Below are 26,904 nucleotides of genomic sequence, written 5' to 3'. Positions count from 1 at the left end.
TTAAGCTCGAATTTCCTTCAACAACTAAGAAAACGCCAAACCTTCAATGATATTGAAATTTCTTACGACTTTAGTAGTAAAAAGAAAACTCTGATGAATGAAAACCTACCAACGATAAAAACAACACATCTATAAATATCAACAAGTTACGTTAAAACCATAAGAATGGTGTACACTATATCCGTGTTTTGAGAGCTTTTCTTTTCAGATTTTGACATAGATCAACAGAACGTAAAAAAGCGCCTAGAGGCGCTTTTAAGTCAGTCACAAATAAAGACATTAGTGATGCTAAACCGAAGGTTCAATCACTTCTTCTGATGATTTTTCTAACGCCGCATCTTCGAGGTTAGATTCAACATTAGTCGGTGTAAGGTCGGAATCGCTTTCATTAGCGACCTTACCACCTAAGCTTTTCAAGCTATCCACCAACTCTTCCAAGCTTTTTATATGAGCATCACTCTTCGTAATCTGCTCACCGAGCAACTCACTATGCTTGGTTGCTTCAGACAATTGCTGTGCTTGCTTCTGGTTTTCAGACTCCAGATTAGCCAATTGCTCAGTCAAAGTTTCAATCTCTGACTTTAATAGCCCTGTCATGTCGGAGCTTTTTAACGCTTTAATACTCGCTACAATCTTTTGAGATTGCTGACGTAACCCAACATCACGGTAATCTTCATCATTGACGATTTGTGAAATACTCAGTAGTTGGTTCTCTGCATTCAAAACCGACTGTTCGAACTTGTCGCCTTTTACACTCGCCAACACTTTGACTTCATGAGCGACACTGCGCACGTGGTTCAATTCAAACTCTGCAGCGTGAACCGCATCTTCAATGATCGACTTTTCACGAGGGCTGGCTTTCACTTGGCTTTCGGCCAACGCAATTTGAGATGCTGCCTTAGCAAAGGTCAGCGGAGCAACATCATCAAAATCTTCATCTTCCAAGAACTCTAATTCGTTCTTCAAAGGTTCGATGTATTTCTTATGCGCCACTTTAACTTCTAGTAAGCGAGCATTGTTAAGAAATTCCACCTGCGCTTCTTGAGCGTCTTCAAGCTCATCGACCAGCACATATTCGAACAACTCGCTGTATTCTGAATACAAACGTTTGTAGCTCGAGGTAAACATGGTATCTGCGCCAAGAAACTTCAGGTAATCCATTTGGACAATCGAATCAGCGAGTACTCGGTCAGCCTTCTTCTTTAACACTAAGATCGAGTCATAATTTGATTTGATCAACGCTATTTTTTCATCAAAGGCTTCAGCGTAAGTCAGGCTCGAAAAAATGGAGTAGCTCTTGGTTATCCGAGTTTCGTCTTTCAGTAAGTCCGCATAAATGCTTTCAGCATCATCCCATGCGTCTAATAGTTCATTGTAATTCTCTGGAGCATAGAGAGACAATTGAGCATGGTCTTCAAGCTTAACTTCCCATTCGGAGTAAACGCTTTGGACAGACTGAAATGAACGGACCTCTATTGTAGATTCATTATTGTTGTTTGTGGTTTGGTTCGCGTCTGTCTGCTCTGAGGGTGTGCTTTGACAACCTGAGATAGCAAATAGCATACTGATCGTTAATGCTACTTTGTTCGCTCTCACTTATGCATATCCTTTTTATACAATATTCGCTCAATGCAAATTATTTCTAGTCACAATATATTACAACCACTTAGCAATAAACATCATTGATGATTCAAGTGGGTGCAAATCACCCAATATAACCAAAATAAACCCATCACTCGATGATTAATCAATCAATTTGGTATCACTTATCAATTCTCCTTATTTGCTATTGCCTGAGCCGTGAATGCGCACTAAGGTGAAGGTAGAGAACGTTATGAATATATAGGTTAATTATGAAGTACAACGCTGAACATATTGCTGATTTAAACCTCCTTCTTCAATTTGATGTAAGTAGCGCTGCTACTGGAATTAAAGTTCATCAAGAGGCTGCTCAAGAAACTCAAGACGCTGTTAAGCGCCTATTCGAAAAAAACCTTTGTACTCAGCCAGACGGCGGTTATTTAACAGATGAAGGTATCGAGATGGCAGAGCGCGCAGATAAGCTACTTCGCGTACTTAAATAAAGCTCCATTGTTCTAGTAAAAACTCCACTCGCTTCGGCCGTGGAGTTTTTTCATTTTTGGGCCAAGGTTTGTTAGGCTTATTGTAAATCCATAGCTTGTCGTTGTGAGGTACAGATGGCTTCTATATTTATTGTCGGTGCAGGATGGGTCGGTGCACCTTTATCCAAACATCTAGAAAAACATGGTAACCGAGTGATGGTCACGAAAACGACCCAAGCGGGAGCGGAGGCCATTGGTAACGAACGAATCCCATGTGAAGTGTTTAGTTTTGACTCATCAAAGCCAGAACAGACTATCGGGCGACTCTATTCACTGTTACTCGAAAACAACACTGAAATTGTGATTGGCAGCTTCCCTCCTGGCTTTAGAAAAGGAGCAGGACAAGAGTATGCCGACTACTGGCAGCAACTCACCAATGCATGTCAAAAGGCCAACATTAAAAAGCTCATTATGGTCAGTTCAACTACGGTATACCCAACCAAGCCAGGTGTGTTGAACGAGCTGGATGCATCACTCCCTCTTTCGACCTCAGATAACGAGCACGCGTCTTTATTTTCCGATAACGCACGAATCATGCTGCAAGCTGAACAGTCAGTGATTGATTCCGGTATCGACTACACCATTCTTCGTTTTAGTGGCCTAATAGGCCCAAGCCGTCACCCATCACGCTTCGCAAGCAAGTTAAAACAAGTCAGCACACAAGCTCCAGCCAACATGCTGCACCTTGATGACGCGATTGGCGCTGTCGATTTCGCTATCAATCAGCTGCACAACGAAGTGGTTAACGTGACGACGCCAAATACGGTCAGTAAGGCGGAGTTTTATGCCGCAGCACTGAAAAGCGCTAACAGCAGTGAGCCTCTACCCGCTGTTGTTGATACCCCAGATAAATTAATCTCTTCGAAGAAGATTCTCGATTTAGGTTATTCATTTAAATTCGAATCCACATTGGATGCACTTCATGACTGAACAATCTATAGCTAACAAATATCCCAACACAAAACTGCACCGCTCAGTCGACACCCTTTGGAACTTTATGTCGATGGGTCACACGGTTACGCCTTCAGACTGCATCTTTGTATTGTGCAGCAATGATACTCGCGTCGCTGAATATGCAGCCGAGCTTTATCACCAACAGATCGCGCCTTACATTGTTTTTTCTGGTGGTGTGGGACGCTTTACCGAAGGAAGCTTTGAGCGCTCAGAAGCTGAAACATTCGCTTCTATCGCACGAGATTGTGGTGTGCCTGACTCTGACATTATCATAGAGAAACACGCGACAAACACTGGGGAAAATGTCCGCTTCACTCATGAGTTACTGAAAGAGCAAGGGTTATCACCGAAGAGGCTAACCTTAGTTCAGAAGCCCTTTATGGAAAAACGAACTTACGCGACCTTTAGTAAACAGTGGCCTGACGAAACGTCCGAGATAACCGTGACATCACGTTGGCAAAATTGGGATGATTACTTTAATGAAGAGTTGCCGTTAGACATGGTGTTAGGTGCATTGATTGCTGATTACGAACGAATCAAATCCTACCCAGAGAAAGGCTTTCAGGTTGAGATGCCCATCCCCGATGACGTTGACCACGCCTATCAAGCATTGAAGAAGCTCGGATTCGAATAAGTCTCCAATAAAGTAAAAGCTAGGCTTGGCATAAAGTAAAAACATAAGTTCAGCAAACAAAAACGGTGACACTTGGTCACCGTTTTTTCATTCTTTCCTGTTAATAACAACAGCAAAGAGATTTGCTTATTTACCTAATGCTTCTTTGTAGTGCAGACGGCAAACAGAAACGTATTTGTCATTGCCACCAATTGCCACTTGATCACCTTCAGCGATCGCGACCCCGTGCTCATCGGTACGAATAACCATGTTCGCTTTACGGCCACAATGACAGATGGTTTTCAGCTCCACCAGCTTGTCCGCCCAAGACAGTAAGTAACGGCTACCTTCAAACAGCTCGCCCAAGAAGTCAGTGCGTAAGCCATAACACAGCACAGGAATATGAAGTTTATCCACTACTTCTGTAAGCTGATACACCTGCTCTTTCGACAAGAATTGACACTCATCGATCAACACACAGTGACGCTTCTCTTCGTCGTTCAGCTTTTTGATCGCATCAAACATGTTAGTGTCATTTTTAAAAAGTTGAGCTTCAGATTGCAGACCAATTCTTGAGCTTACTTTACCGATACCATAGCGATCATCCAATGCAGCCGTGAAGATCACTGGCGTCATACCGCGTTCTTGGTAGTTGAATGACGATTGAAGAAGCGTTGTTGATTTACCCGCATTCATTGCCGAGTAGTAAAAATACATCTGAGCCACAGAAATATTCCTGTTAAATAAAATTGAATATGAAAAGGTGAAATTAGAGAATTTTTGCTAGAAAAAAGGGCTGAAAATCAGCCCTTTTTATAAGATTTACTTACGACGCCAGGTCGTACCTTCTGGGCCATCTTCCAGAACAATACCCAACTCGTTTAGCTTATCACGTGCCAGGTCGGCATTTGCCCAATCCTTTGAAGCACGAGAATCGTTACGCAGTTTGATCAACGCTTCGATTTCAGCCACTTCGTCATCGTTACCAGCCGCATCACCTTGTAGGAAGGCTTCTGGTTCTTGGTGAAGAATACCGATGATGTCTGCTAGTTCACGCATCAATGCACCAAGTCCGCTTGCTTTTTCAATGCTCTCAGGCTTGATACGGTTGATTTCACGCGCCATTTCAAACAGCACTGAGTAAGCTTCAGGCGTGTTGAAATCATCGTTCATCGCAGTAGAGAAGCGAGTTACGTACTCTTCGCCACCAGCAGGAGCCGCAGTAAGGTCTAGGCCACGAAGTGACGTGTATAGACGCTCTAGCGATGCGCGAGCTTGGTTTAGGTTGTCTTCACTGTAGTTCAGTTGGCTACGGTAGTGACCAGACATTAGGAAGTAACGCACTGTTTCAGCATCGTAGTGTGCTAGCACATCACGGATAGTGAAGAAGTTACCTAGTGACTTAGACATTTTTTCTCTGTCTACCATCACCATGCCACTGTGCATCCATGTGTTTACATAGTCAGTACCATGTGCACAGCAAGATTGCGCGATTTCATTCTCGTGGTGTGGGAATTGTAGATCTGAGCCGCCACCGTGGATATCGAAGTGATTACCTAGAATAGACGAGTTCATTGCTGAACATTCAATGTGCCAACCTGGACGACCTGGACCCCATGGTGATTCCCATGTTGGTTCACCTGGCTTAGACATCTTCCAAACCACGAAATCTAGCGGACTACGTTTTGCAGAGTCTATGTCAACACGAGCGCCAGCTTGAAGCTGATCAAGGTCTTGCTTAGAAAGCTTACCGTATTCTTCGAACTTCTTAACTTCGAACATTACGTCGCCGTTACTTGCAACATATGCGTAGCCGCGTTCAATCAGCTTTTCAACAAGTTCGATGATTTCAGTGATGAAATCCGTTGCACGAGGTTCAACGTCTGGACGCTTCATGTTCAACGCATCGAAATCAGCGTGCATTTCGCCGATTAGACGCTCAGTCAGAGAGTCACAAGACTCGCCGTTTTCGTTAGCGCGCTTGATGATTTTGTCATCAATATCTGTGATGTTACGAACGAAGTTCAAATCGTAACCAAGGTAACGAAGGTAACGAGTTACTACGTCGAAAGAAACGAACGTACGACCATGACCAATGTGACAGAGATCGTATATGGTTACCCCACAGACATACATGCCGACTTTGCCAGCTGTAATTGGTTTGAATTCCTCTTTCTGTCTTGTGAGCGTGTTATATATCTTCAGCATGATCTCTATCTATTTTGTGTATTAATCAAAAATAAGCTCGCAGTATAACAAGTCATACCTTAATAGGTAATCCCCAAAAGCAGGAATTACCTCAAACATCTGAGTTAAGTGAATGATTTGATGATTTGAAAGTCCGCCAACATGCGCTAGAATTCGAACTTCATATTAAAAAGACAGTAAGGTAACAATCATGATCATCCTTCACACAAATTTTGGTGACATCAAAGTTCAACTAAACGAAGAAAAAGCACCAGAAACAAGCGCAAACTTCCTACAGTATTGCCGTGACGGTTTCTACGACAACACACTATTCCACCGTGTTATCGATGGTTTCATGATTCAAGGCGGCGGCATGACTTCTGGCCTTAAAGAAAAGGCAACTCGTGCAACTATCAAGAACGAAGCAAACAACGGTCTAGCGAACAAAGTTGGTACGCTAGCAATGGCTCGTACTATGGAACCGCATTCAGCGAGCTCTCAGTTCTTCATCAACGTTAACGACAACTCTTTCCTAAACTTCCGTAGCGAAAGCCTAGACGGTTGGGGCTACTGTGTATTCGCAGAAGTTGTTGAAGGCATGGACATCGTAAACAAGATCAAAGGTGTTAGCACTGGTTCTATGGGTATGCACCAAGATGTACCTCTAGAAGAAGTGATCATCACTGGTACTACAATCGAAGCTTAATTCATCGCTTTCGGTTAGTATTGATGAGCCGATAAAATCAGGATATAGGGAGCGAATCGCTCCCTTTTTTTAGACCTATGAAAACATATTTTATATCAGATCTGCACCTTGCTCCGTCACGACAAGATATCACCGACTGCTTCCTAACCTTCATGAAGAAAGAAGCGGTAGAAGCAGATGCACTCTACGTATTGGGTGACCTTTTCGAATTCTGGATTGGTGACGACGACAAAAGTGAGTTCGCGACTTCTATCCGCCAAGCATTTATTGATTTGGTAAAAACAGGCGTACCTTGCTACTTCACTCAAGGTAACCGTGATTTCCTTGTCGGCAAAAAATTTGCCAAGCAAACGGGCGTGAAACTGCTAGACGAAGTATCGACTATCGATATTTATGGCCAAAAAGCGGTTGTATTACATGGTGATACTCTATGCACCGAAGATGTAAAGTATCTCGCTTTCAGAGAAAAAGTACATCAACCATGGCTTCAATGGGTCTTCAACAGAATTCCATTTTTTATCAAGAAGAAGATCGTCTCGAAGGTTCAATCCGATATCAAAGATGACAAGCAGACTAAGTCTCTCGACATCATGGATGTGACACAACAAGAGGTCGAAGATGTGATGGAACGAAACAACGTTGATCTGATGATCCACGGCCATACTCATCGTCCAGACATCCATACATTTAGTGCCAACAATTGCACTAAAACCCGTATCGTACTTGGCGATTGGTATACGCAAGGTTCCGTGCTGGTGTTCACGCCGCAAAGTTTTGAACTACAGAATCGAGCGTTTAGCAATAGCTTTTAACGTCACTCTTAAACTTTCAGTTTGATTATTATTGTCGGTCAGACTTTCTTAGAAAGTGTATGGTAATTTCTACTGAATTAGCTATTATCTCTCTACCAGAAATAAACCGAACACAGTACCAAGTTGAAATATTCATACGTAGCGCGTCAACCAATACTCGATACAGACAAGAAGACCATAGGTTACGAGTTGCTATTCAGGGATGGTCCTAAGAACACTTTCCCTGAAGTAGAGCCGGAGCTCGCTACTAGCCGTTTGCTTTCCGATCACTTCTTATCGACCCACTATAATACGTTGGGTGATAAGCTTGGGTTCGTGAACTTCCCTTACGCAAGCCTAATCAACTTGGTCCCTACTCTGTTTCCCAAAGAAAGCCTCGTTGTAGAGGTTCTTGAAGACTGCGAACCGACAGACGAGTTACTTGAAGCAATCAAAACTATCTTTGATGCAGGTTATACCATCGCGTTAGATGACTTTGTACCAAGTAAAGCTTGGAAGCGCTTCTTACCCTACGTTTCGATTATCAAGTTCGATATCCGTTTGACGCCAATTGCCAAAGCAGCGATGTTTATGAACTCCCTCAAAGGGCTAGATATCAAGTTCCTAGCTGAGAAGGTAGAAACGTACGAAGAATACCAAGAAGCGAAGAAAGCAGGCTTCACTTACTTTCAAGGTTACTTCTTTAGCAAGCCAGAAATGATCCAAACGCGTGCGCTCAACCCTGCATTCCTGACGACCGTTCAGCTGTTAAAAGAGATTGCACACGACCCTATCGACTTTGGTGAAGTAGAGCGTTTAATTACGCTTGATGTGACCATGTCGTATAAGCTACTTACCTACGTAAACTCTGCAGGTGGTTCAGCAACGACGATTCGCTCATTCCGCCAAGCGCTTATTTACCTTGGCGAACAAAAGCTGCGTAAGTTCGTTTCTCTTGTGGCTATCGCCTCCGCGAAAGAAGATAAGCCGGACTCTCTCTATGGTTTAGCGGTAATACGCGCACGTCAATGTGAACTCTTAGTCGAGAAGATGAATGTTAAGGTTGAGCCTGGACAAGCCTTTTTGACCGGTATGTTCTCTCTATTGGACTCACTCTTTGACCAACCATTGAAACAAGTACTCGATTCGGTGCCGATCGACGTAGAGATCAAACAAGCCTTAATTCAACGCAAAGGCGTGTTAGGTGCTGTGTTGGCGATGGTGGTTGCTTATGAACAAGCTCGTTGGGATGAAGCGACTCGTATTCGCCAGCTTCTCAAACTGAGTGAAGCTCAACTTGGTCAAGCTTATGACGAAGCGACGACTTGGGCCCAAGAACTATTATCTCCAGCCCTGAAATAGCGTAATTCACACAACAACTTCAATAGAAACTTAGCTTTGGTGAGCGATCGTTTCTTGGTAAACTCCCACGCATTCATTTATGGCCTCTTAATAGAGGCCATTTTTACAGGATCTGACTATGTCTTTATGCCCATGCGGTAGTAATAATACTTACCAACAGTGCTGTGAATCAGCGCACCTCGATCACAGCTCAGTTGAAACTCCAGAGCAGCTGATGCGCTCTCGTTATTCCGCGCACGTTTTAGGATTGGTTGATTATGTAATTGCTACCTATCACCCTAGCTGTGATGCTGAGTCGCAAAGAGAAGGCATTACCGAATCTATCGACAGTGATTGGGCAGGTCTTGAAGTCATCGATACCGCGGCAGGCTCGCACCAAGACGAAGGCTTTGTTGAATTTAAAGCTTACTTCAATGAAGACGGCGCGCAGTACTGTATGCAAGAGCGCTCGCGTTTCGTTCGTGAAAACGGCCTATGGTTTTATATCGATGGCGAGTTCCCAGAGCAAGAAAACGAACATGAAGAGCTAACAGAACCAGAGATTGACCCTCGCCTAAACCAAACCGTAGAGAGCTTCAAGATTGGCCGTAATGACCCTTGCATTTGTGGTAGTGGGAAGAAATATAAAAAGTGCTGCGGGTAATACTGAGATTTAAGGTAGCTAAGCGCTGAAATAGATTCCTGATGTCACCTAGGCTCCTCGGAATGACGAGGTTCAGTGCTTTTTAAGTAGATTAATATCTTAGATGATTAAAAAGCCCCGTAAACATGGTTGTTTACGGGGCTTTTATCTATTTTTTACGCGGTTCGATAAATCTAAAGAGGCTTACTTATGACGCTCTTTAAGTTTATTTACCACGTCGTTCATCGATAGGCCTTGGTCTTGAAGAAGAACCATTAGGTGGTAAATCAAATCTGCTGATTCACACACTAGTTCCGCCTTATCGCCCGACGTCGCCGCAAGCGCGACTTCAACGCCTTCTTCGCCCACTTTTTGCGAAATACGCTTGGTGCCACGGGCATATAGACTGGCAGTATAAGAAGACTCAGGGTCTGCGTCCTTGCGGGCAGCCAGTAGCTGCTCCAGCTGATGAAGCCACACCATCTGAGACTCTTCTTGCTTATCTCCATCCCAACACGTTGTTGTACCTGTGTGGCACGTTGGACCAATGGGATTAACTTTAACCAGTAAAGTGTCGCTGTCACAGTCCAAGGCGATGTTATGCAGTTGTAATACGTTGCCTGACGTTTCACCTTTCGTCCAAAGGCGCTCTTTGGTGCGAGAGAAAAACGTCACATTGCCAGTTTCACCTGTTTTCTCAAGTGCAGCTGGGTTCATGTATCCCATCATTAACACTTGGCTCGATTGGTAATCTTGAACAATAGCTGGTACTAAGCCATCTACTTTTTCCCAGTTAATACGCTCTGATAATGCGCCTACTTCTGTTTTTGATAAGCTTGCGGTTTCAAAACTCATAGTCGCACCTCTACATCTTGTTGTTTTAAATACTGTTTAAGTTCACCAATATTGATGACTTGCTTGTGGAATACCGAAGCTGCTAGCGCTCCGTCCACGTTGGTCTTCTTATAGGCTTCAGCAAAGTGCTCCATTGCACCTGCGCCACCAGAAGCAATCAGAGGTACATTGCATACTTCACGTACCATGTTTAACTGTTCGATGTCATAGCCGTTACGAACGCCATCTTGGTTCATCATGTTTAACACAATCTCACCTGCGCCACGTTTCTGTACTTCCTGCACCCAATCTTTGGTTTCCCATTTGGTCGCTTTAGTACGCGCCTCATCGCCAGTGAATTGGTAAACCTGATATTTACCGGTTTCTTTATCGAAGTATGAATCGATACCGACAACAATACACTGCACGCCGAACTTATCAGCAAGGTCAGTGATCAATTGAGGATTAGCAAGTGCAGGCGAGTTGATCGATACTTTATCGGCACCAAATTCAAGAATGCGCGCTGCATCTTCTGCTGATTTAATACCACCAGCTACACAGAAAGGAATATCAATCACTTCTGCTACGCGCTTCACCCAGCTTTTATCGACGACACGACCATCGCTTGATGCCGTGATGTCATAAAATACTAATTCATCAGCGCCCTCTTCCGCATAGCGCTGTGCTAACGGAACGATGTCGCCAATGATTTCGTGGTTACGGAACTGAACGCCCTTCACCACTTGTCCGTCACGGACATCCAAACAAGGGATTATTCGCTTTGCCAACATGCAAATGCCTCCTCTGCGGTAAACTTGCCATCGAGTAACGCACGACCAACAATCACACCCGCAACACCGCTGCCTTTTAGAGCTTCGATATCCGCTAGGCTGCCAATGCCGCCCGATGATTGGAATTGAACCTGTGGGTACTGTTTACAAAGGTCAACGTAAAGCTCGACGTTTGATCCTTCTAGCGTGCCATCACGTGAAATGTCAGTACATAGAACGTGTTTAAGACCCACTGTTAGGTAGTCTTCAATCAGCGCTTCAATAGTCACGCCTGAATCTTCTTGCCAACCTGAAATTGCCACTTTACGTGTGCCGCTTTCATCGATGTTGATGTCCAGAGCAAGCACGATTTTTTCAGCGCCGTACTTTTCCATCCAACCTTTAACCAGCTCTGGTTGCTTAACTGCTGTAGAACCAACCACAACGCGCTGTGCACCAGCTTCCAGTAGGTCAACGACATCTTGTTCGTTACGCACGCCACCACCAATCTGGATGTTCGCAGGCGTGCTAGCAAGTAGCTTAGCAATCAAGTCTAACTGACGAGCCGTTGTGTCTTTTGCACCCGTTAAGTCAACAAGATGCAGCCAACCTGCGCCAGCTTGGTGATACAGGTTAAACTGCTCTGCTGGGTCTACTTTGTATTCTGTTACTTGCCCGTAGTCTCCTTGGAATAAGCGAACTACTTGACCTTCAATTAAATCTAACGCGGGAATAATCATTTACATTCCTTATATGGCAACGTTAGCCGCTGCCTAATCCTTATTACAATTCCAAGAAGTTCTGAATCAGCTTAGAGCCAGCTTTCGAAGATCGCTCTGGGTGGAACTGAACACCATAATAATTGCCACTTTGAACCGCCGCTGTAAACGGATTACCGTAATCACATTGTGCGATTGTGTAGTCGCCCACTGGCATTGCGAAGCTGTGAACGAAGTAGAAATACTCGCCTTCTTCAATGTCTTTAAACAAAGGATGGTTAGGTGTCGAAGTTACTGTGTTCCAACCCATGTGTGGTAATGGCAAATCGCCCGTTTCGAGTAGACGCACTTCACCATCACACAAACCTAGGCATTCAACTAACTCGTCAGCCTTTTGGCCTTTCTCTTGAGATAATTTGCCTAACAGTTGCATACCTAAACAAATACCAAGCAGAGGCTTCTCTACTTTCTTCACAAGAGAGACAAGGTCGCGCTCTTGCAGGTTCTTCATTGCTTCACTTGCTGTACCTACACCGGGCAGGAATAGCTTATCGGCAGCAAGAACAACTTCAGGTTCTTTTGAAATCTCAACTGCGTAACCCAAACGTTCAATGGCAAATTTAACCGAAGAAACGTTGGCACACCCAGTATCAATGATGACGACTTTTTGATCTTTCATTGTTTTTTCCTTGCTAACGTTAGCCTTACAGGACGCCTTTGCTGCTTGGTAACTCATTACCTTCAACTTTGATTGCTTGGCGAAGAGTACGGCCAAACGCTTTGAACAGGCTCTCAATGATGTGGTGATCATTATTGCCAGCAGAAGAAAGGTGTAGCGTACAAGCCAGAGTGTCGGTTAGAGAACGGAAGAAGTGAACCACCATCTCTGTTGAAAGATCACCCACTTGTTCACGGCTGAATTTAGCATCGAACTTCAGGTATGGACGACCAGAAAGGTCTAGCGCACACTGAGCCAAACACTCATCCATTGGCAGGCTAAAACCAAAACGGCCAATACCACGTTTGTCACCTAGTGCATCTTTTAGAGCTTGGCCTAACGCAAGTGCCGTATCTTCCACTGTGTGGTGATCATCAATGTGTAGATCTCCCTTCACAGTTAGGTTCATTTGGAAACCACCGTGTGTCGCGATTTGATCAAGCATGTGGTCGAAGAAACCCATGCCGGTATCGATCTTATTACCACCGGTTTCATCAAGGTTTACAGCTACCTTAATGTCGGTTTCTTTAGTTGTACGAACCACTTCAGCAATGCGAGCATTAACCGTCAGATCTTTAACGATTTGTGGCCAGTTAAGCGTACCTTCCGTTTCTGCATCAGGGCCATATTGAATACCGCGGATTGCCATATTCTCTGCAAGTTGAAGATCAGTCACTCGATCGCCAATCACAACAGAATGTTGGAAGTCGACTTTACCACCTTGTAGGTACTCTTTAACCATGCCTAGCTTAGGCTTACGGCAAGAGCAGTTGTCTTCGTCAAAGTGAGGGCAAATAAGCACGTCGTCAAACTTAACGCCTTGAGATTCGAAGAACTCCATCATCATATTGTGTGGCGCATCGAAATCTTCTTGTGGGTAGCTATCGGTACCAAGGCCGTCTTGGTTAGTCACCATCACTAGACGGTAACCAGCATCTTGCAGTGCAAGCAGGCTAGGAATCACTAGCGGTTCGAATTTTAGCTTGTCTAAACGGTCTACTTGAAAGTCAACTGGCGGCTCAACAATTAAGGTGCCGTCGCGGTCTATAAAAAGTATTTTCTGTTGTTTACTCACTTGAACTTCCTTTTAATTTTAAATCTGGTGGCCTAGCTAAAATCAAACGCTAACCCAAAATAATGGTTTCACTTGCCAGCCTGCGATTAATCAACTCAAACTGACAAATGTTATTACTGGTAAGCCTTTCGTTACTGAAAAAAGTTACGAATGAATCCAAGTGTCTTTTCGCACTCTTCGCGATTACCAATACTAATACGAACACAGTCTTCAATTGGTGAATTACGCAAGATGATGCCCGTATCCCAAGCCGCTTTAAACAACTCATCGCCGTTCGGGAATTTAACCAGTAGGTAGTTACCCCAACCATCAAATACCGTCACTTGAGGCATGCCTAATAGACCCGCTTGCAAATACGCTCGGTTAGCACTTAAATCCAGAACTTGGAACTTAGCTCGCGCTAGTCCTTGTTCTGAAAGTGCTTGAACGGCTATGTCAGCAACAGGGATTGGCACAGGATAAGGAGCAATCACTTTCAACAGCACATCGATAAGCGCTTTATTCGCTAGCGTAAAACCACAACGTAAGCCCGCTAAAGCAAAAGCCTTCGACAAGGTGCGTAGGATCGCCAGGTTTGGATATTGCTCAAGTAAATCAACGGTTGACGCTTCTGGACAAAAATCGATATACGCTTCGTCCATCACCACGATCGCTTTGTCTTGAGTCATTTCAAGCAACTTGATGATGTCTTTACGATTAACCAAATTACCGGTTGGGTTGTTTGGGCTACAAACAAACACCACCTTTACGTTGTCGAGTTGAGCTTCAATCGCAGGAAGATCCAGTTGCCATTCAGAAGTTAGAGGCACAACTTTACGCTCAACACCAATCGTCTCTGCACTGATTGCGTACATACCGTAAGTAGGTGGGCAGTAAAGAATAGCGTCTTCGTTCGGCTCACAGAAAGCACGAATCAATAACTCGATGCCTTCGTCAGCACCACGCGTTGTCAGTGTTTGTTCTGATTTCACACCAGCGTATTGGGCGTAAGCGTCAATCAGCTCTTTTGGCTGACACTCACTGTAGCGGTTAAGACGAGACAAGTTCAGGTTGTACTCATTATCAAACGGAGATTCGTTGGCATTGAGCCATACATCACCAGTACCGCCAATGCGCCTTGCAGACAAGTAAGGTGTAAGAGCCTGAACTTGTTTTCTTGCTAACTTTTCCATGCCCTACCCTTATTTCGCTTTATTTAACTTTTCAACTCGGATAGTCACAGCGCGTTTGTGTGCATCCAAGCCTTCGGCTTCCGCCATTGTTACTACCGTTGGCGCTAGGCCTTTCAAACCGTCAGCCGTTAGCTCTTGCACCGTCATTCTCTTAGAGAAATCAGCTAAACCCAGGCTTGAATACGTTTTCGTGTAACCGTAAGTCGGAAGAACGTGGTTTGTGCCTGATGCGTAGTCACCTGCAGATTCTGGAGACCAGTCACCAAGGAAGATTGAGCCTGCATTATCTAGCAATGGCAGCAATTCACGTGGATTCTTGGTTTGAACAATCAAGTGCTCAGGACCGTAGAAGTTCGAAATCGCAATCGCTTGAGTGATCGATTCAGCAATGATAATTAAGCTTGAAGCCAATGCTTGCTGAGCGATGTTCGCACGAGACAGTTCTTTCAATTGCTTCTGAACCGCTTCTGTTACTTGGTCAGCAACCACTGGAGATGGTGTTACTAGCACAACCTGAGAATCAGGACCGTGCTCCGCTTGGCTCAGTAAATCCGCCGCGATGAAATCTGCATCTGCAGTTTCATCGGCAATCACTAACACTTCAGACGGGCCAGCAGGCATATCAATCGCCGCGCCACGGAAGTCGTTGCTAACTTGGCGTTTCGCTTCCGTTACGTAAGCGTTGCCAGGGCCGAAGATCTTATCGACTTTAGCTACACTCTCGGTACCGTAAGCCATTGCAGCCACCGCTTGACCACCACCAACGTTGTAAACCTCGTCGATCTTACAAAGCTTCGCGACATACAAGATTTCATCAGCGATTGGCGGAGGTGAACAAAGCACCACCTTACGACAACCTGCAATTTGAGCTGGTACACCTAACATAAGAACCGTTGACGGTAGTGGTGCACTGCCACCTGGAATATAAAGGCCAACAGTATTAATCGCGCGAGTCACTTGCTCACACACAACGCCCGGTTGTGTCTCAACCTTAATCGGTTGAGGCTTTTGAGCCTCGTGGAACTTAGCAATGTTGCTATAAGCTTGCTCTAGCGCCTGCTTCATTTCTGGTGTTAAACGAGCGCACGCCTCTTCTATTTCATTTGAACTGACTCGAATAGATTCTGGAGTCACACCATCAAACTTTGCAGTCAGCTCTTTAAGCGCGGCATCGCCTTCATTTCGTACTTTTGCAATAACATCAGAAACAGTCGCTGTGATGTTTGCACCTTCAGTAATAGCTGGACGCTCTAATACCGAGTCTTGCTGTGATTCACTTAAAGATTGCCAAACAACGGTTCTCATCGTCACTACCCCATCATTTTTTCGATTGGTAATACTAGAATCGAGCTTGCACCCAACTCTTTAAGTTGTTCCATTGTTTCCCAGAACAAGTTCTCAGTACTTACTAGGTGAACGGCAACTTTGTCTTTGTCTGTAGATAGAGGAAGAACCGTTGGATCTTCAGCACCAGGCAGTAGCGCTTTAATTTGCTCTAGTTGAGAGGTTGGCGCGTGAAGCATGATGTACTTCGACTCTTTCGCTTGTTGAACACCCTGCATACGAGTCAGTAGTTTTTCAATCAGTGCGGTTTTGTCTGCATCGAAGTCACCAACACGTTGAATCAGTGTTGCTTTCGATTGGAAGATAGCTTCTGCTTCTTTTAGGCCATTCGCTTCTAGCGTTGCGCCTGTAGAAACTAAATCAGCGATAGCATCTGCAAGGCCAGCGCGAGGAGCGACTTCAACCGAGCCTGTTAGCATACAAGTGCTGAATTCAACACCCTGCTCATCCATGTAGGCTTTAAGTAGTTGTGGGTAGGTTGTCGCAATACGTTTGCCCGCTAAGTCTTGTGGACCGTTGTATTCTTCGTCTTTGTTGATAGCGATAGAAAGGCGGCAACCACCGAAGTCTAAACGACGTAGTGTGCGAAACTCTGATGGTTCTTTTAGAGCAACACGATCTAGACGAACTTCTTCCAGTTCATTTTCACCGATGAAACCAAGGTCAACCACACCATCCATGATAAGACCTGGGATGTCATCATCACGAACTAATAACAAGTCGATTGGCATATTTAGTGAATGAACAACTAGGCGCTCACCCATGATGTTAAATTTAACACCACATTTTTTAAGTAGGTCTTGGCACTCTTTACTTAAGCGACCTTTCTTTTGAATTGCGATTCTTAGGCGTTGTGTCTGCATTGCTGTATCCCTGTGCAAATATTTGAATTTATTGATTATTTAAAAGCGCTAAAACTAAAAAACCCTCGGAAGACTTTGTCATCCCGAGGGTTTAAATCTAAATTCTTTGACTTAACCTCCGGGAGAATTCTTGCTCCCGGGTATACGTAAATCTCCCCGAAAGACTAGATAGGGTGATGATGGTGATGAATGTTCATTACTAATTTACGCATACTTATAAGCTCTTCAGTTGTTTGCTTTCTTATCTCCACACTAACTAAGCTGAGATCCTTTTTCAACCATTTATTCGAACTTTTTTCACGAAACTTAAAATTAAATTAACAAGCACAAAAAAGGGAGGCCAACGCCTCCCTGATAGTTTACTGATTAGCTTTCAATTTTAGCTTTTGCACGTCGCCATTTTACAGCGAGAGAAGTAAGCCAATGCAAAACATACAGCAACAAACGTTAGAGACGCTGCGCCAAATGCGATGCCAATTGAAGATGTCATACCTAGGGTAATGAAACCAATGCACGATACGAACGCCACAGACAGCGCGTATGGAAGCTGAGTCGATACGTGGTCAATGTGGTTACAACGAGCACCAGTAGAAGACAGAATCGTTGTGTCTGAGATTGGAGAACAGTGGTCACCAAATACAGCACCCGCTAGAACCGCACTTAGCATCGGCAGAATTAGCGCGATGTCAGATGCTGCAGCCATGTCGCCCGCGATAGGTAACATAATACCGAACGTACCCCAAGATGTACCTGTCGAGAACGCCATAACGCCTGCAAGAAGGAACAAAATAACTGGTAGCCAGTGGTAATCAATGCTGCCCGTTACTAGAGACGATAGATAAGAACCTGTTTTCATGTCGCCGATTACAGAACCGATAGTCCAAGCGAACACAAGAATTAGGATAGCGCCAAACATAGAGCTTGCACCAATCCACATCGTTCTTGCGATGTCTGCCATAGACAGCTTCTGTTTGAATACAGTTGCTAGCGCTACGATTAAGCCGATAACACCACCGTAAACAAGTGACTTACCTACATCCGTGTTTTCAAACGCACCTAGAAGGTTAAATGCTTGACCATCAGCAGTAAGCGCTTGGCCACCGGTGTAAAGCATCGCGGCAACCGTCGCAACGATTAGCGATACGATTGGCATAACCAGATCAGAAACTGAACCGTTTTCGCTCTCTTCGATATCTAGCTCTTCGTTTAGATCGTGTGCTTGCTTTTGATCGTTGTCGCCTTCAAAGCCACGGCCTTGAGATGCTTCGATTTCATGCTCACGCATCTTACCAACGTCTAGACCGAACCATGCCACTGCAAACACCATTAATAGTGCGAATACAGCGTAGAAGTTCATTGGGATAAGACGAACGTATGCACCCAGTGCCGAATACTCTGTCACACCGTGTGTCACTAAGATGCCACCAATGATAGTGATGATGTAAGCACCCCAGCTAGAAGCAGGCATGATCACACACATAGGAGCAGCCGTTGAATCTAGGATATAAGCAAGCTTAGCGCGAGATACGTAGAAACGGTCTGTTACAGGACGAGAGATAGCACCAACCGCTAGGCTGTTAAAGTAGTCATCAACAAAGATGAATACACCTAAGAAAGCAGCAAGTAGTTTTGAACCACGTTTGCTCTTAACGCGAGACTGTGCCCACTCCGCGAATGCGCGAGTACCGCCAGACAGTGTTAATAATGCCGTTGTCATTCCAAGAATAATTAGGAATGCAATGATGCTCATGTTCCAAGTGTTGATGCCACCATCTTCGATGAAAACACCAGATGCTTTAGTAAACACGTAACTAACTGCGTTACCTACTGAGTAGTCAGCAAGTAGAATCGCACCCATGATGATACCGACACCCAAAGAAACCAATACACGGCGGGTAACAATAGCAAGGCTCAAAGCCACAAGGGGCGGAAGCAAAGATAAAGGTGATGTTGCAAAATCTATTAAATTCATGATCTTCAAAAACCAGTTTTTTATTTGGCTAGAGATCTACTGCAGACAAACTTGATACGGCTGACCAAGCTCATGTTGAACTAAGCGAAAGGGAAGTGAACACTTCACCCAACCCTACAGTAGCGCTCCATAGTTTAAAATTAAGACTATGGCAGTGTTGTACCTATTGAGCACAACCCCAGCAAATTGCTTAGATATACAATTTACTTCGGCAATTACACCTTTCATTCCCGTTCATTGGCATCACCCCAACGGAAGTTACTTTTTATAATTGCACCTCTACGTGCGATAACATTATTAACCGTGCAAACCAGAGTTTAACAACAAATTAACCAATACCTCGCATCAGGTAGCCGCAATTGTACTCATCAAGAGTAACAATGCAACATATCATTCCGAGAAAAATAGCTTTTTGCTAATGAACTAATCAATAAGAGATTAGTCTACATAAGTTAACTACTCCACCAGTCACATATCAGTTTTTAAGATAATCTTAATAATTATTATAAATTCGATAGAAATACAGCTTTGAATTTTCAACGATTCATCTCACTTTTATATTTAAATATGTAATAGAAGAAATACTATTTGTTTTATTCCTAGGCTCTGTTTATTATTAGGAGGATTATTTAGTTTACCTTGATGGAAAATATCATGTCTGAATTAACAAAAACTCTATTAAATATCCGCAGCCTTCGTGCGTTCTCACGTGAATTAACTCTTGAGCAACTTGAAGAAGCGCTAGACAAGCTGACTATTGTTGTACAAGAGCGTCAAGAGTCTGAAGCTGAAGAGCGTGCTGCTAAAGCAGAGCAAGAAGCTAAGCTTTCTGCTATTGCTGAACAAATTGCAAAAGATGGAATTGATGTTGCCGATCTTATTGCTGCACTTTCTGGTGAAGCAAAATCTAAAACAACAAAAGCTAAACGCGCTCCTCGCCCAGCGAAATACAAATATGTAGACGCAAACGGCGACGAGAAGACTTGGACAGGTCAAGGCCGTACGCCTTCAGCTATCCAAGAACAGCTAGATGCTGGTAAATCTCTAGAAGAGTTTGCTATCTAAACATTTTGTTTACTTAGTGAGTAATCAATTACACGCTAAGCAATAGAATTAATATTTAAGTCGACCAAAGTATTATTTACGACTTCAATATATTCAGAAACAAAAAAGGCTCCTTTCGGAGCCTTTTTTATATTTGTACTATCAGTATTAGAAACTAACTGATACTGATAGTACTACTGATTAAAGAAAGTAACTTATCTTTCCCAGTACGCTTCTTCTAGGCTATCTTCTCTTTCAGGAAGGCCACGAGATAAACGTGGAGAGTGTTGAACCAACACTTCATAGCTAGCACGGTTAGAATATTTACAAACTTGTGAGAACGAAGAGTACGTCAAGAATGAATGTTGGTGCTTACTTGAGTTTGGCACGTTTTCTTTGTGGTACTTATTCGCAGCCATATCATGTAATAAAGCTGATAACGCAGCATCACCTGCACCATTCGTATTTTTGATTTTTTCCGGACCGCCCATGTATGGCGCAATATGCGAATACACTTTGGTTGGGTTTTCACATAAATCTTTATGCGCAGGACGGCTAAATTCAAAACGGTTGAACTCTGCGATTGAACCTGGAAGTAAAGGCAGTGACGTTTCACGTTTAGCTGCATCTTCCGTGTAACCCGCCATGAATAGGCCAACAGGGCCTGCAGTACATAGAACAAGGTCTACCCACTCTAACGCTTTATCTGAAGCAGCAAGCGGATCACTCTCGCCTGTTAATGCTTCAGCTTCATCTTCATTCATTGCAACAACAGTTACATGTTGCTCAAGGAAATCTTTCCAGAATTCTGGATCATCTTGAATAACAAATTTAGTACCAAGGGTCAAAACAACAGGCACATCGTATTTCTTCGCGTATTCGATCGCTTTCATTGTAGCTTCAGGCATAGGGTCACCTGGCTTACAACGAACTAAATAAGCCGTTAAAACTAAAGCAGAAGCACTTTTGAAGATCTTTTCAGGAATGCTTTCTGGTTTTAATTGGTTCATTTGTCCTTCGCTAATTGCGAAAGTACGTTCACCGTCTTCTGTAATTAATGCAAAGCAGCGACCAATTGCGCCATCTACCCCTTGTAAATGGTTCAGGTCCATTCTGCTTGATGTATTACATAAATAGCGGTAACCGTAGCTACCAATCTTAATATCTTGGCTCATTACACCCAGTAGAGTAGAACGGTCATCCGCTAGCACTGAATAGTTGTGTAATGTGTTACCAATTGTGCCACCAGCGTATTCATTGGTAATCAGGCACTGTTCTTTTAATTCTTGATATAAAGATTCAGCGGCTGCGTCACCAATAACCAGTGAATGTCCCTTGCTCAAACCATACTTCTCAATAAGTTCAGAACTCACCTTTGCTTCAATATCCACCAATGTTTGGTCAATACCGATAATATGAGTGCGTGACATTCTTTTACTGCTTTGAGCTTGGCTCACTAGAGGATCACGAGCGTGAACCGGAAAGTAGTGCTTTGATTTACGTTGTCCAGGGAATTTCATAGGGCTAGTCTAAGTCAAGGGGAAATAGGTGGCGGATTCTACCTCGCTATATTTAACGCGGCAATCTTTCAAACTATAGCAAACGTTTGCTGAAGCTTTTTTTTATTCGCCTTCCATAAAGCTCAGATCAGGCAGCATACCCAAATGCTCTGCGTAACGTTTTTGATTGAACTCCGCGCCGTTTTTCATAACGTCAAAGACTTCAATTGCCAGTGCACATGCCATAGCCGCAATTGCCTCTTCACGAGGAGTACCAGTCATCGTTAAACGCATCAGCGTCTCTTTAACTTTTACAGGTTCGCCATCTTCAAGCTGGTTTTCGATAATCTCAATCAGCTCTTCTTCTTGCATAAATTCATTTTGTTCAGACATTTTTTTATCTCAGGTCTTGGATTTCGAGCGACTATGCCACATATACTTCTGACATCCTAGCGACTCACCTCGCTCTCATGCGATTCTCTAACAAAGTCAGCGCACTATTTGTGCAAATGAAACTGTGATTCCGGTCTCGGATCTGTCACGGCGTTTCTCTTTCTGTTAGAATCTGCGACCAAGTAATAGTAACGGTGTTTAGACATGTCAGATATCAGCTCTGGAAACAGCGAAAAGAAAGTAATTGTCGGTATGTCCGGCGGTGTAGATTCGTCAGTATCGGCGTATCTTCTTCAGCAACAAGGCTATCAGGTAGAAGGCCTTTTCATGAAAAACTGGGAAGAAGATGATAACGAAGAATACTGCACGGCAGCTGAAGACCTTGCTGATGCTCAAGCGGTATGTGACAAACTAGGTATCCACCTACACACGATCAACTTTGCTGCGGAATACTGGGACAATGTATTCGAGTACTTCCTTGAAGAGTACAAAGCGGGTCGTACACCGAACCCTGATATCCTTTGTAACAAAGAAATCAAATTCAAAGCATTCTTAGAGTTTGCGGATGAAGTGCTAGACGCAGACTATATTGCGATGGGTCACTACGTTCGTCGTACTTTCCCAACTCAAGAAGAGCTTGATGCTGGCGTAAAACCAGAAATGCTACGTGGTCTAGACAGCAACAAAGACCAAAGCTACTTCCTATACACGCTAAGCTCAGATCAAGTGGCACGCAGCCTATTCCCTGTCGGTGAATTAGAAAAGCCAGAAGTGCGACGTATTGCTGAAGAGCAAGACTTGATCACAGCGAAGAAGAAAGATTCTACAGGCATCTGCTTTATCGGTGAGCGTAAGTTCACTGAATTCCTAGGCAAATACCTACCAGCACAACCGGGTAACATCGAAACACCTGAAGGCCAAGTGATTGGTCAACACCAAGGTTTGATGTACCACACGCTAGGTCAGCGCAAAGGCCTTCATATCGGTGGCACTAAAGGTGGCGGCGGTAATGAAGAACCATGGTTTGTTGGTGAAAAAGATCTCAAGCGTAATGTTTTGATCGCAGTACAAGGTAAAGACCACCCTCTTTTGAAATCAGAAGGTTTGATCGCTTCTCAGCTTCATTGGGTAAATCGCACACCAATTACTGAAGTTATGACATGCACGGTAAAAACACGTTACCGTCAGACTGATATTCCTTGTACAATCATCCCAATTGATGATGAGAACATTAAGGTTATTTTTGATGAACCTCAGATTGCTGTGACCCCAGGTCAATCGGCAGTGTTCTACCTAGACGAAGTATGTCTTGGTGGCGGTATCATCGAAAAACGCATCTAACTAATCGAACGACAAACGATAGAAGACAACTAGGAGTTACTACGTGGCTAATACACTTTATGACCGTACTATTGCTTTCGCCGGAATTTGCCAAGCTGTGGCTTTGGTTCAACAAGTAGCGAAAGACGGCCATTGTGATAAAGATGCCTTCGAAGCTTCACTCAGTGCTATTTTAAATACCAACCCGGCGAACACCGTTGGCGTATTTGGACGTGAAGCGAACCTAAAGCTTGGCCTTGAGTGCTTAGTAAAAGGTATCGATAGTACTCCAGCTGGTAGCGATATTACTCGTTACATTATCAGCTTGATGGCTCTTGAGCGTAAGCTATCTTCTCGCAACGACTCTATGTCTCAGCTTGGTGATCGCATTCAAACTGCAGAGCGCCAAACTGAACACTTTGATCTGTTTGACGAGCAAATGATCAGCAACCTTGCGAGCATCTACCTTGATGTTGTGAGCCCAATAGGCCCTCGTATTCAGGTTTCTGGCACACCAGCTGTACTTCAACAAACCTCGAGCCAACATAAGGTTCGCGCACTGCTTCTATCAGGGATTCGAAGCGCTGTGTTATGGCGCCAGGTTGGTGGTAAACGCCGCCACCTTATCTTCGGTCGCAAGAAGATGATCGAGCAGGCTCAAATCCTACTAGCTCGAATGTAATTTATTAGCTCGCGCCTTGTCGCGAGCTTGTTTTTTGTATCAACACAACTCTCACGCAAACGATTGCGCAATGTGCGTGACAATTGAGATTGTTACTGGTATAAACCTCTCAAAATTTAGAAAACTCAATTCAGGAGAACACCATGGAACTGTCAGCATTGACTGCTGTTTCACCAGTAGACGGCCGTTACGGAAGTAAGACTATTGCATTACGCAGCATCTTTAGTGAGTTTGGACTACTAAAGTACCGCTCTATCGTTGAAATTCGTTGGTTACAAAAGCTTGCAGCTACTGATGCAATCAAGGAAGTACCAGCGTTCAGTGCAGAAGCTAACCAGTTTCTTGATGAACTAGCCGCTAACTTCAGCGAAGAAGACGCTCTGCGTATCAAAGAGATCGAGCGCACGACAAACCACGACGTAAAAGCGGTTGAGTACTTCTTGAAAGAGAAAGTTGCGGGCGTTCCTGAGCTTCACGCAGTTAACGAATTCATTCACTTTGCATGTACTTCTGAAGACATCAACAACACATCTCACGCGCTTATGCTTAAAGAAGCTCGTGACACAGTGATTCTTCCAGAAATTCGTAACGTAATTGATGCTATCAAAGCACTTGCGAACGAGTACCGTGACATTCCTCTTCTTTCTCGTACACACGGTCAGCCAGCTTCTCCTTCTACTATGGGTAAAGAGATGGCTAACGTTGCGTACCGTATGGAACGTCAATACAAGCAAATCGAAAGCGTTGAGATCCTAGCGAAAATCAACGGCGCGGTAGGTAACTACAACGCACACCTTTCTGCATACCCAGAAGTTGAATGGCACCAGTTCTCTGAAGAGTTCATCACTGAATCTCTTGGCGTAACTTGGAACCCGTACACAACTCAAATCGAACCTCACGATTACATCGCTGAGCTATTCGACGCGGTTGCTCGTTTCAACACGATTCTTCTAGACTTCGACCGTGACGTTTGGGGCTACATTGCTCTTGGTCACTTCAAGCAGAAGACTATTGCTGGCGAAATCGGTTCTTCTACAATGCCGCATAAAGTTAACCCAATTGACTTCGAAAACTCTGAAGGCAACCTTGGTCTAGCTAACGCAGTATTTAGCCACCTTGCACAAAAACTTCCAGTTTCTCGCTGGCAACGTGACCTAACTGACTCTACAGTTCTTCGTAACCTAGGTGTTGGCGTTGGCTACGCAATCATTGCATACACTTCAACTCTGAAAGGTATTAGCAAGCTAGAAGTTAACCGTGAAGCACTACTTGCTGAACTAGACAAAAACTGGGAAGTTCTTGCTGAACCAGTACAAACAGTAATGCGTCGTTACGGCATCGAGAAGCCATACGAGAAGCTAAAAGAGCTAACTCGTGGTAAGCGTGTAGATGGCGAAGGCATGCGTGCATTCATCGACGGTCTTGAAATCCCTGCAGACGAGAAAGTTCGCCTGAAAGAGATGACTCCAGCAAACTACATCGGTCAAGCAATCGAGCTAACTGACAAGCTGTAAGATTCGAATTTCGAATCGCAGAATAGACTAAGGCTTCCCATGTGGAAGCCTTTTTATTGCGCGGAATTAAATCTATCGACACAAGAATCGTAAACATAAGAACACCAAGCCTCCTCCAATTGATCTACTCGCCCCCTACTCATTCAATTTAATCACCTAGCTACAACTACACCTGATACCTCAACACTTGTTATCTTAAGCGCCAAGATCAAAAAAGGCCTCCCGAAGGAAGCCTTTAGATTTTTCTTGTCGACTAGCGATGGCTAATCATATTAGAAATTACATGTTACGTAGAGACGCAATACGCTTATCTAGTGGCGGATGGCTCATTAATAGCTCAGTAAGAGACTTCTTACCGTTAATACCAAACGCCATCATAGAACCTTCTAATTGCGGCTCGTGGCTCACTTTTAGACGCTCTAGCGCTGCAATCATCTTATCTTTACCTACCAAGTGCGCAGCACCTGCATCAGCATGGAACTCACGATGGCGGCTATACCACATCGTAATGAAGCTCGCTAGGAAACCAAATACCAATTCCAGCACCATAGACACACCGAAGTACACCATCATGTTGCTGCCACCCTCTTCTTCGTTGTCATTCGACGCAACAATGTTGGCGATGAAACGAGATAGGAAGATAACGAACGTGTTCACAACACCCTGCATTAGAGTCATTGTCACCATGTCGCCGTTCGCGATATGGCTAACTTCATGAGCCAACACCGCTTCAGCTTCATCACGCGTCATGTTGTGCAGCAGGCCTGTTGATACTGCGACCAATGAATCGTCACGCTTAGCGCCTGTCGCGAATGCGTTGATGTCTGGCGAGTCGTAGATCGCCACTGTTGGCATACCAATACCAACCTGTTGAGATTGACGGCTTACCGTCTCCATCAACCAATGTTCTGTTTCATTGCGCGGGCTTTCAATGACCATGCCGCCTACAGAGCGTAGCGCCATTTTCTTTGACATCATTAATGAAATGAATGAGCCGCCAAAACCAAATACCGCAGCCATCACCAATAAGCCTGAGAGGCTACCGGGTTGCATACCTGTGACTGCGTATACAATATTAAGAACAACACTTAGAACCAATACAACCGCTAGGTTGGTTGCAAGGAACAACATTACTCGCTTCATTACTTATCTCCGCATGAAAGCTGTTTTTATAAAACTTATTGTTATAGACAAGGTAGACAGCAATAGATTCCAACCTTGAAGACTTATACTTACTTATACATATAGTCTTAGATTAAGAAAACAAGGTTAAGCATTAAATTGCAACATTTGATTACGAGACCATATCCGAATTAAATCTAGTCTATTAGACCTAAGTCGTATGGTGTCGATATAACAATCCGTTTACAGTGACTTCAGATGATTTATTGGCTAGTCCATGTACAAAAAGGGAAGAATCATGGTTGAAGGTACTAACACTCAAATGGCTATCGATTTACTGTGCTGTCACCTAGGGATTACTGAAGAAGAAGCGAAAAAGCAGATCGGAATCCTAACACCGAAAACTGCACAGACAAAGATCACAGAAACACAGCAAGCTTTAATGGGACTGACAAAAGAACATTAATCCCAAGCTTTCTATTAAAAGACCGGTTGTTTATCAACT

Annotated in this window: 27 protein-coding genes, 1 riboswitch and 1 other annotated feature; of the genes, 12 read left to right on the top strand and 15 right to left on the bottom strand. The window is 44.0% G+C overall.

What is annotated here, in order from left to right; genetic code table 11:
• Positions 1-288 precede the first annotated feature (288 nt).
• Entirely contained in the window at positions 289-1,596 is a 1,308-nt protein-coding gene (locus OC193_RS05810; protein ID WP_048658322.1) for an ATPase, read from the bottom strand.
• A gap of 257 nt (positions 1,597-1,853) precedes the next feature.
• On the opposite strand from OC193_RS05810, the gene OC193_RS05805 reads away from it, so the two are divergent.
• The 3 genes from OC193_RS05805 to OC193_RS05795 all read left to right on the top strand — a co-directional run bounded on the left by OC193_RS05805 (position 1,854) and on the right by OC193_RS05795 (position 3,711).
• Positions 1,854-2,084 carry a TIGR02647 family protein gene (locus OC193_RS05805; protein ID WP_017630468.1) on the top strand — a complete coding sequence of 77 codons (231 nt, stop codon included), beginning with the start codon at positions 1,854-1,856 and terminating at the stop codon, positions 2,082-2,084.
• Positions 2,085-2,198: 114 nt separating this feature from the next.
• Positions 2,199-3,053 (top strand): NAD(P)H-binding protein, encoded by an 855-nt coding sequence (locus OC193_RS05800; protein ID WP_048664073.1) that lies wholly within the window; start codon positions 2,199-2,201, stop codon positions 3,051-3,053.
• The gene (locus OC193_RS05795) at positions 3,046-3,711 is read left to right on the top strand and encodes a YdcF family protein (RefSeq protein WP_048658320.1); all 666 of its coding nucleotides are present in this window, start codon (positions 3,046-3,048) and stop codon (positions 3,709-3,711) included. The genes OC193_RS05800 and OC193_RS05795 overlap by 8 nt, the downstream gene beginning before the upstream one ends.
• 126 nt (positions 3,712-3,837) lie before the next feature.
• Here the strand turns inward: OC193_RS05795 and OC193_RS05790 are convergent, their stop codons facing one another.
• On the bottom strand, positions 3,838-4,416 hold the full coding sequence (locus OC193_RS05790; protein ID WP_048658319.1) for a thymidine kinase: 579 nt from the start codon (positions 4,414-4,416) through the stop codon (positions 3,838-3,840).
• A gap of 96 nt (positions 4,417-4,512) precedes the next feature.
• On the bottom strand, positions 4,513-5,898 hold the full coding sequence (gene cysS, locus OC193_RS05785) for a cysteine--tRNA ligase (RefSeq protein ID WP_048664074.1): 1,386 nt from the start codon (positions 5,896-5,898) through the stop codon (positions 4,513-4,515).
• Between the two features lie 190 nt (positions 5,899-6,088).
• On the opposite strand from cysS, the gene OC193_RS05780 reads away from it, so the two are divergent.
• The 4 genes from OC193_RS05780 (at position 6,089) to OC193_RS05765 (ending at position 9,379) form a co-directional block, all read left to right on the top strand.
• Complete coding sequence (locus OC193_RS05780) at positions 6,089-6,583, top strand: peptidylprolyl isomerase (RefSeq protein WP_017060275.1); 495 nt, start codon at positions 6,089-6,091, stop codon at positions 6,581-6,583.
• Between the two features lie 77 nt (positions 6,584-6,660).
• On the top strand, positions 6,661-7,395 hold the full coding sequence (gene lpxH, locus OC193_RS05775) for a UDP-2,3-diacylglucosamine diphosphatase (protein ID WP_048664075.1): 735 nt from the start codon (positions 6,661-6,663) through the stop codon (positions 7,393-7,395).
• A gap of 123 nt (positions 7,396-7,518) precedes the next feature.
• The gene (locus OC193_RS05770) at positions 7,519-8,736 is read left to right on the top strand and encodes an EAL and HDOD domain-containing protein (protein WP_019824325.1); all 1,218 of its coding nucleotides are present in this window, start codon (positions 7,519-7,521) and stop codon (positions 8,734-8,736) included.
• Positions 8,737-8,854: 118 nt separating this feature from the next.
• Positions 8,855-9,379: a YchJ family protein gene (locus OC193_RS05765; protein ID WP_048658315.1), complete on the top strand. Its 525-nt coding sequence runs from the start codon at positions 8,855-8,857 to the stop codon at positions 9,377-9,379.
• A 183-nt stretch (positions 9,380-9,562) separates the two neighbouring features.
• Here OC193_RS05765 and hisIE read toward each other — a convergent pair whose 3' ends face one another.
• The 9 genes from hisIE to OC193_RS05720 form a co-directional block, all read right to left on the bottom strand.
• Positions 9,563-10,213 carry a bifunctional phosphoribosyl-AMP cyclohydrolase/phosphoribosyl-ATP diphosphatase HisIE gene (gene hisIE, locus OC193_RS05760; protein WP_048664077.1) on the bottom strand — a complete coding sequence of 217 codons (651 nt, stop codon included), beginning with the start codon at positions 10,211-10,213 and terminating at the stop codon, positions 9,563-9,565.
• Entirely contained in the window at positions 10,210-10,983 is a 774-nt protein-coding gene (gene hisF, locus OC193_RS05755) for an imidazole glycerol phosphate synthase subunit HisF (RefSeq protein WP_017630683.1), read from the bottom strand. Before hisF ends, hisIE begins: the two co-directional genes overlap by 4 nt.
• Positions 10,965-11,702, bottom strand: a complete 738-nt coding sequence (gene hisA / locus OC193_RS05750; RefSeq protein ID WP_012604374.1) for a 1-(5-phosphoribosyl)-5-[(5-phosphoribosylamino)methylideneamino]imidazole-4-carboxamide isomerase — start codon at positions 11,700-11,702, stop codon at positions 10,965-10,967. The genes hisF and hisA overlap by 19 nt, the downstream gene beginning before the upstream one ends.
• Before the next feature lie 43 nt (positions 11,703-11,745).
• On the bottom strand, positions 11,746-12,360 hold the full coding sequence (hisH, locus tag OC193_RS05745) for an imidazole glycerol phosphate synthase subunit HisH (RefSeq protein WP_017630681.1): 615 nt from the start codon (positions 12,358-12,360) through the stop codon (positions 11,746-11,748).
• 25 nt (positions 12,361-12,385) lie between these two features.
• The gene (gene hisB, locus OC193_RS05740; RefSeq protein WP_048664079.1) at positions 12,386-13,474 is read right to left on the bottom strand and encodes a bifunctional histidinol-phosphatase/imidazoleglycerol-phosphate dehydratase HisB; all 1,089 of its coding nucleotides are present in this window, start codon (positions 13,472-13,474) and stop codon (positions 12,386-12,388) included.
• Positions 13,475-13,605: 131 nt separating this feature from the next.
• Positions 13,606-14,646: a histidinol-phosphate transaminase gene (gene hisC, locus OC193_RS05735; RefSeq protein WP_048658310.1), complete on the bottom strand. Its 1,041-nt coding sequence runs from the start codon at positions 14,644-14,646 to the stop codon at positions 13,606-13,608.
• A 9-nt stretch (positions 14,647-14,655) separates the two neighbouring features.
• Complete coding sequence (gene hisD / locus OC193_RS05730) at positions 14,656-15,957, bottom strand: histidinol dehydrogenase (protein ID WP_019824336.1); 1,302 nt, start codon at positions 15,955-15,957, stop codon at positions 14,656-14,658.
• Positions 15,957-16,853, bottom strand: coding sequence for an ATP phosphoribosyltransferase (gene hisG / locus OC193_RS05725; RefSeq protein ID WP_017060264.1), 897 nt, complete (start codon positions 16,851-16,853; stop codon positions 15,957-15,959). Before hisG ends, hisD begins: the two co-directional genes overlap by 1 nt.
• Before the next feature lie 53 nt (positions 16,854-16,906).
• Positions 16,907-17,042, bottom strand: a sequence feature (His leader region).
• 190 nt (positions 17,043-17,232) lie between these two features.
• Positions 17,233-18,825 (bottom strand): Na+/H+ antiporter NhaC family protein, encoded by a 1,593-nt coding sequence (locus OC193_RS05720; RefSeq protein ID WP_048658309.1) that lies wholly within the window; start codon positions 18,823-18,825, stop codon positions 17,233-17,235.
• 112 nt (positions 18,826-18,937) lie between these two features.
• Positions 18,938-19,115, bottom strand: a riboswitch (Lysine riboswitch).
• Positions 19,116-19,479: 364 nt separating this feature from the next.
• On the opposite strand from OC193_RS05720, the gene OC193_RS05715 reads away from it, so the two are divergent.
• Positions 19,480-19,890 carry an H-NS family histone-like protein gene (locus OC193_RS05715; RefSeq protein ID WP_017060262.1) on the top strand — a complete coding sequence of 137 codons (411 nt, stop codon included), beginning with the start codon at positions 19,480-19,482 and terminating at the stop codon, positions 19,888-19,890.
• Between the two features lie 194 nt (positions 19,891-20,084).
• Here the strand turns inward: OC193_RS05715 and OC193_RS05710 are convergent, their stop codons facing one another.
• Positions 20,085-21,389, bottom strand: a complete 1,305-nt coding sequence (locus tag OC193_RS05710; RefSeq protein ID WP_017065317.1) for an inosine/guanosine kinase — start codon at positions 21,387-21,389, stop codon at positions 20,085-20,087.
• A 102-nt stretch (positions 21,390-21,491) separates the two neighbouring features.
• Positions 21,492-21,761: a hypothetical protein gene (locus OC193_RS05705; RefSeq protein WP_048664081.1), complete on the bottom strand. Its 270-nt coding sequence runs from the start codon at positions 21,759-21,761 to the stop codon at positions 21,492-21,494.
• A 204-nt stretch (positions 21,762-21,965) separates the two neighbouring features.
• On the opposite strand from OC193_RS05705, the gene mnmA reads away from it, so the two are divergent.
• The 3 genes from mnmA (at position 21,966) to purB (ending at position 25,277) form a co-directional block, all read left to right on the top strand.
• Positions 21,966-23,102 carry a tRNA 2-thiouridine(34) synthase MnmA gene (mnmA, locus tag OC193_RS05700; RefSeq protein WP_017068076.1) on the top strand — a complete coding sequence of 379 codons (1,137 nt, stop codon included), beginning with the start codon at positions 21,966-21,968 and terminating at the stop codon, positions 23,100-23,102.
• 43 nt (positions 23,103-23,145) lie between these two features.
• Positions 23,146-23,763 carry a high frequency lysogenization protein HflD gene (hflD, locus tag OC193_RS05695; RefSeq protein ID WP_009848813.1) on the top strand — a complete coding sequence of 206 codons (618 nt, stop codon included), beginning with the start codon at positions 23,146-23,148 and terminating at the stop codon, positions 23,761-23,763.
• A 143-nt stretch (positions 23,764-23,906) separates the two neighbouring features.
• Positions 23,907-25,277: an adenylosuccinate lyase gene (gene purB, locus OC193_RS05690; protein ID WP_017057059.1), complete on the top strand. Its 1,371-nt coding sequence runs from the start codon at positions 23,907-23,909 to the stop codon at positions 25,275-25,277.
• A 279-nt stretch (positions 25,278-25,556) separates the two neighbouring features.
• Here the strand turns inward: purB and htpX are convergent, their stop codons facing one another.
• Positions 25,557-26,420: a protease HtpX gene (gene htpX, locus OC193_RS05685; RefSeq protein WP_048658307.1), complete on the bottom strand. Its 864-nt coding sequence runs from the start codon at positions 26,418-26,420 to the stop codon at positions 25,557-25,559.
• 277 nt (positions 26,421-26,697) lie between these two features.
• Between htpX and OC193_RS05680 the strand changes: the two genes are divergently transcribed.
• A complete protein-coding gene (locus OC193_RS05680) occupies positions 26,698-26,865 on the top strand; it encodes a hypothetical protein (RefSeq protein ID WP_165887199.1) in 168 nt (55 codons plus the stop codon).
• Positions 26,866-26,904: the final 39 nt, after the last annotated feature.

It is taken from the genome of Vibrio crassostreae (genome assembly GCF_024347415.1).
Taxonomy (GTDB): domain Bacteria; phylum Pseudomonadota; class Gammaproteobacteria; order Enterobacterales; family Vibrionaceae; genus Vibrio; species Vibrio crassostreae.
Note: the sequence above shows the minus strand (reverse complement) of the source record. Positions and strands in the feature narration are given on the sequence as shown.

Bases quoted from the DNA above. Each gene is read 5' to 3' on its own strand.
- hisA (WP_012604374.1), bottom strand. From the start codon at position 11,702: ATGATTATTCCCGCGTTAGATTTAATTGAAGGTCAAGTAGTTCGCTTA.
- hisF (WP_017630683.1), bottom strand. From the start codon at position 10,983: ATGTTGGCAAAGCGAATAATCCCTTGTTTGGATGTCCGTGACGGACAA.
- htpX (WP_048658307.1), bottom strand. From the start codon at position 26,420: ATGAAGCGAGTAATGTTGTTCCTTGCAACCAACCTAGCGGTTGTATTG.
- lpxH (WP_048664075.1), top strand. From the start codon at position 6,661: ATGAAAACATATTTTATATCAGATCTGCACCTTGCTCCGTCACGACAA.
- hisH (WP_017630681.1), bottom strand. From the start codon at position 12,360: ATGAAAGATCAAAAAGTCGTCATCATTGATACTGGGTGTGCCAACGTT.
- cysS (WP_048664074.1), bottom strand. From the start codon at position 5,898: ATGCTGAAGATATATAACACGCTCACAAGACAGAAAGAGGAATTCAAA.
- hisG (WP_017060264.1), bottom strand. From the start codon at position 16,853: ATGCAGACACAACGCCTAAGAATCGCAATTCAAAAGAAAGGTCGCTTA.
- OC193_RS05795 (WP_048658320.1), top strand. From the start codon at position 3,046: ATGACTGAACAATCTATAGCTAACAAATATCCCAACACAAAACTGCAC.
- mnmA (WP_017068076.1), top strand. From the start codon at position 21,966: ATGTCAGATATCAGCTCTGGAAACAGCGAAAAGAAAGTAATTGTCGGT.
- OC193_RS05680 (WP_165887199.1), top strand. From the start codon at position 26,698: ATGGTTGAAGGTACTAACACTCAAATGGCTATCGATTTACTGTGCTGT.
- OC193_RS05720 (WP_048658309.1), bottom strand. From the start codon at position 18,825: ATGAATTTAATAGATTTTGCAACATCACCTTTATCTTTGCTTCCGCCC.
- OC193_RS05800 (WP_048664073.1), top strand. From the start codon at position 2,199: ATGGCTTCTATATTTATTGTCGGTGCAGGATGGGTCGGTGCACCTTTA.
- OC193_RS05715 (WP_017060262.1), top strand. From the start codon at position 19,480: ATGTCTGAATTAACAAAAACTCTATTAAATATCCGCAGCCTTCGTGCG.
- OC193_RS05710 (WP_017065317.1), bottom strand. From the start codon at position 21,389: ATGAAATTCCCTGGACAACGTAAATCAAAGCACTACTTTCCGGTTCAC.
- hisIE (WP_048664077.1), bottom strand. From the start codon at position 10,213: ATGAGTTTTGAAACCGCAAGCTTATCAAAAACAGAAGTAGGCGCATTA.
- OC193_RS05780 (WP_017060275.1), top strand. From the start codon at position 6,089: ATGATCATCCTTCACACAAATTTTGGTGACATCAAAGTTCAACTAAAC.
- purB (WP_017057059.1), top strand. From the start codon at position 23,907: ATGGAACTGTCAGCATTGACTGCTGTTTCACCAGTAGACGGCCGTTAC.
- OC193_RS05765 (WP_048658315.1), top strand. From the start codon at position 8,855: ATGTCTTTATGCCCATGCGGTAGTAATAATACTTACCAACAGTGCTGT.
- hisC (WP_048658310.1), bottom strand. From the start codon at position 14,646: ATGGAAAAGTTAGCAAGAAAACAAGTTCAGGCTCTTACACCTTACTTG.
- OC193_RS05705 (WP_048664081.1), bottom strand. From the start codon at position 21,761: ATGTCTGAACAAAATGAATTTATGCAAGAAGAAGAGCTGATTGAGATT.
- OC193_RS05805 (WP_017630468.1), top strand. From the start codon at position 1,854: ATGAAGTACAACGCTGAACATATTGCTGATTTAAACCTCCTTCTTCAA.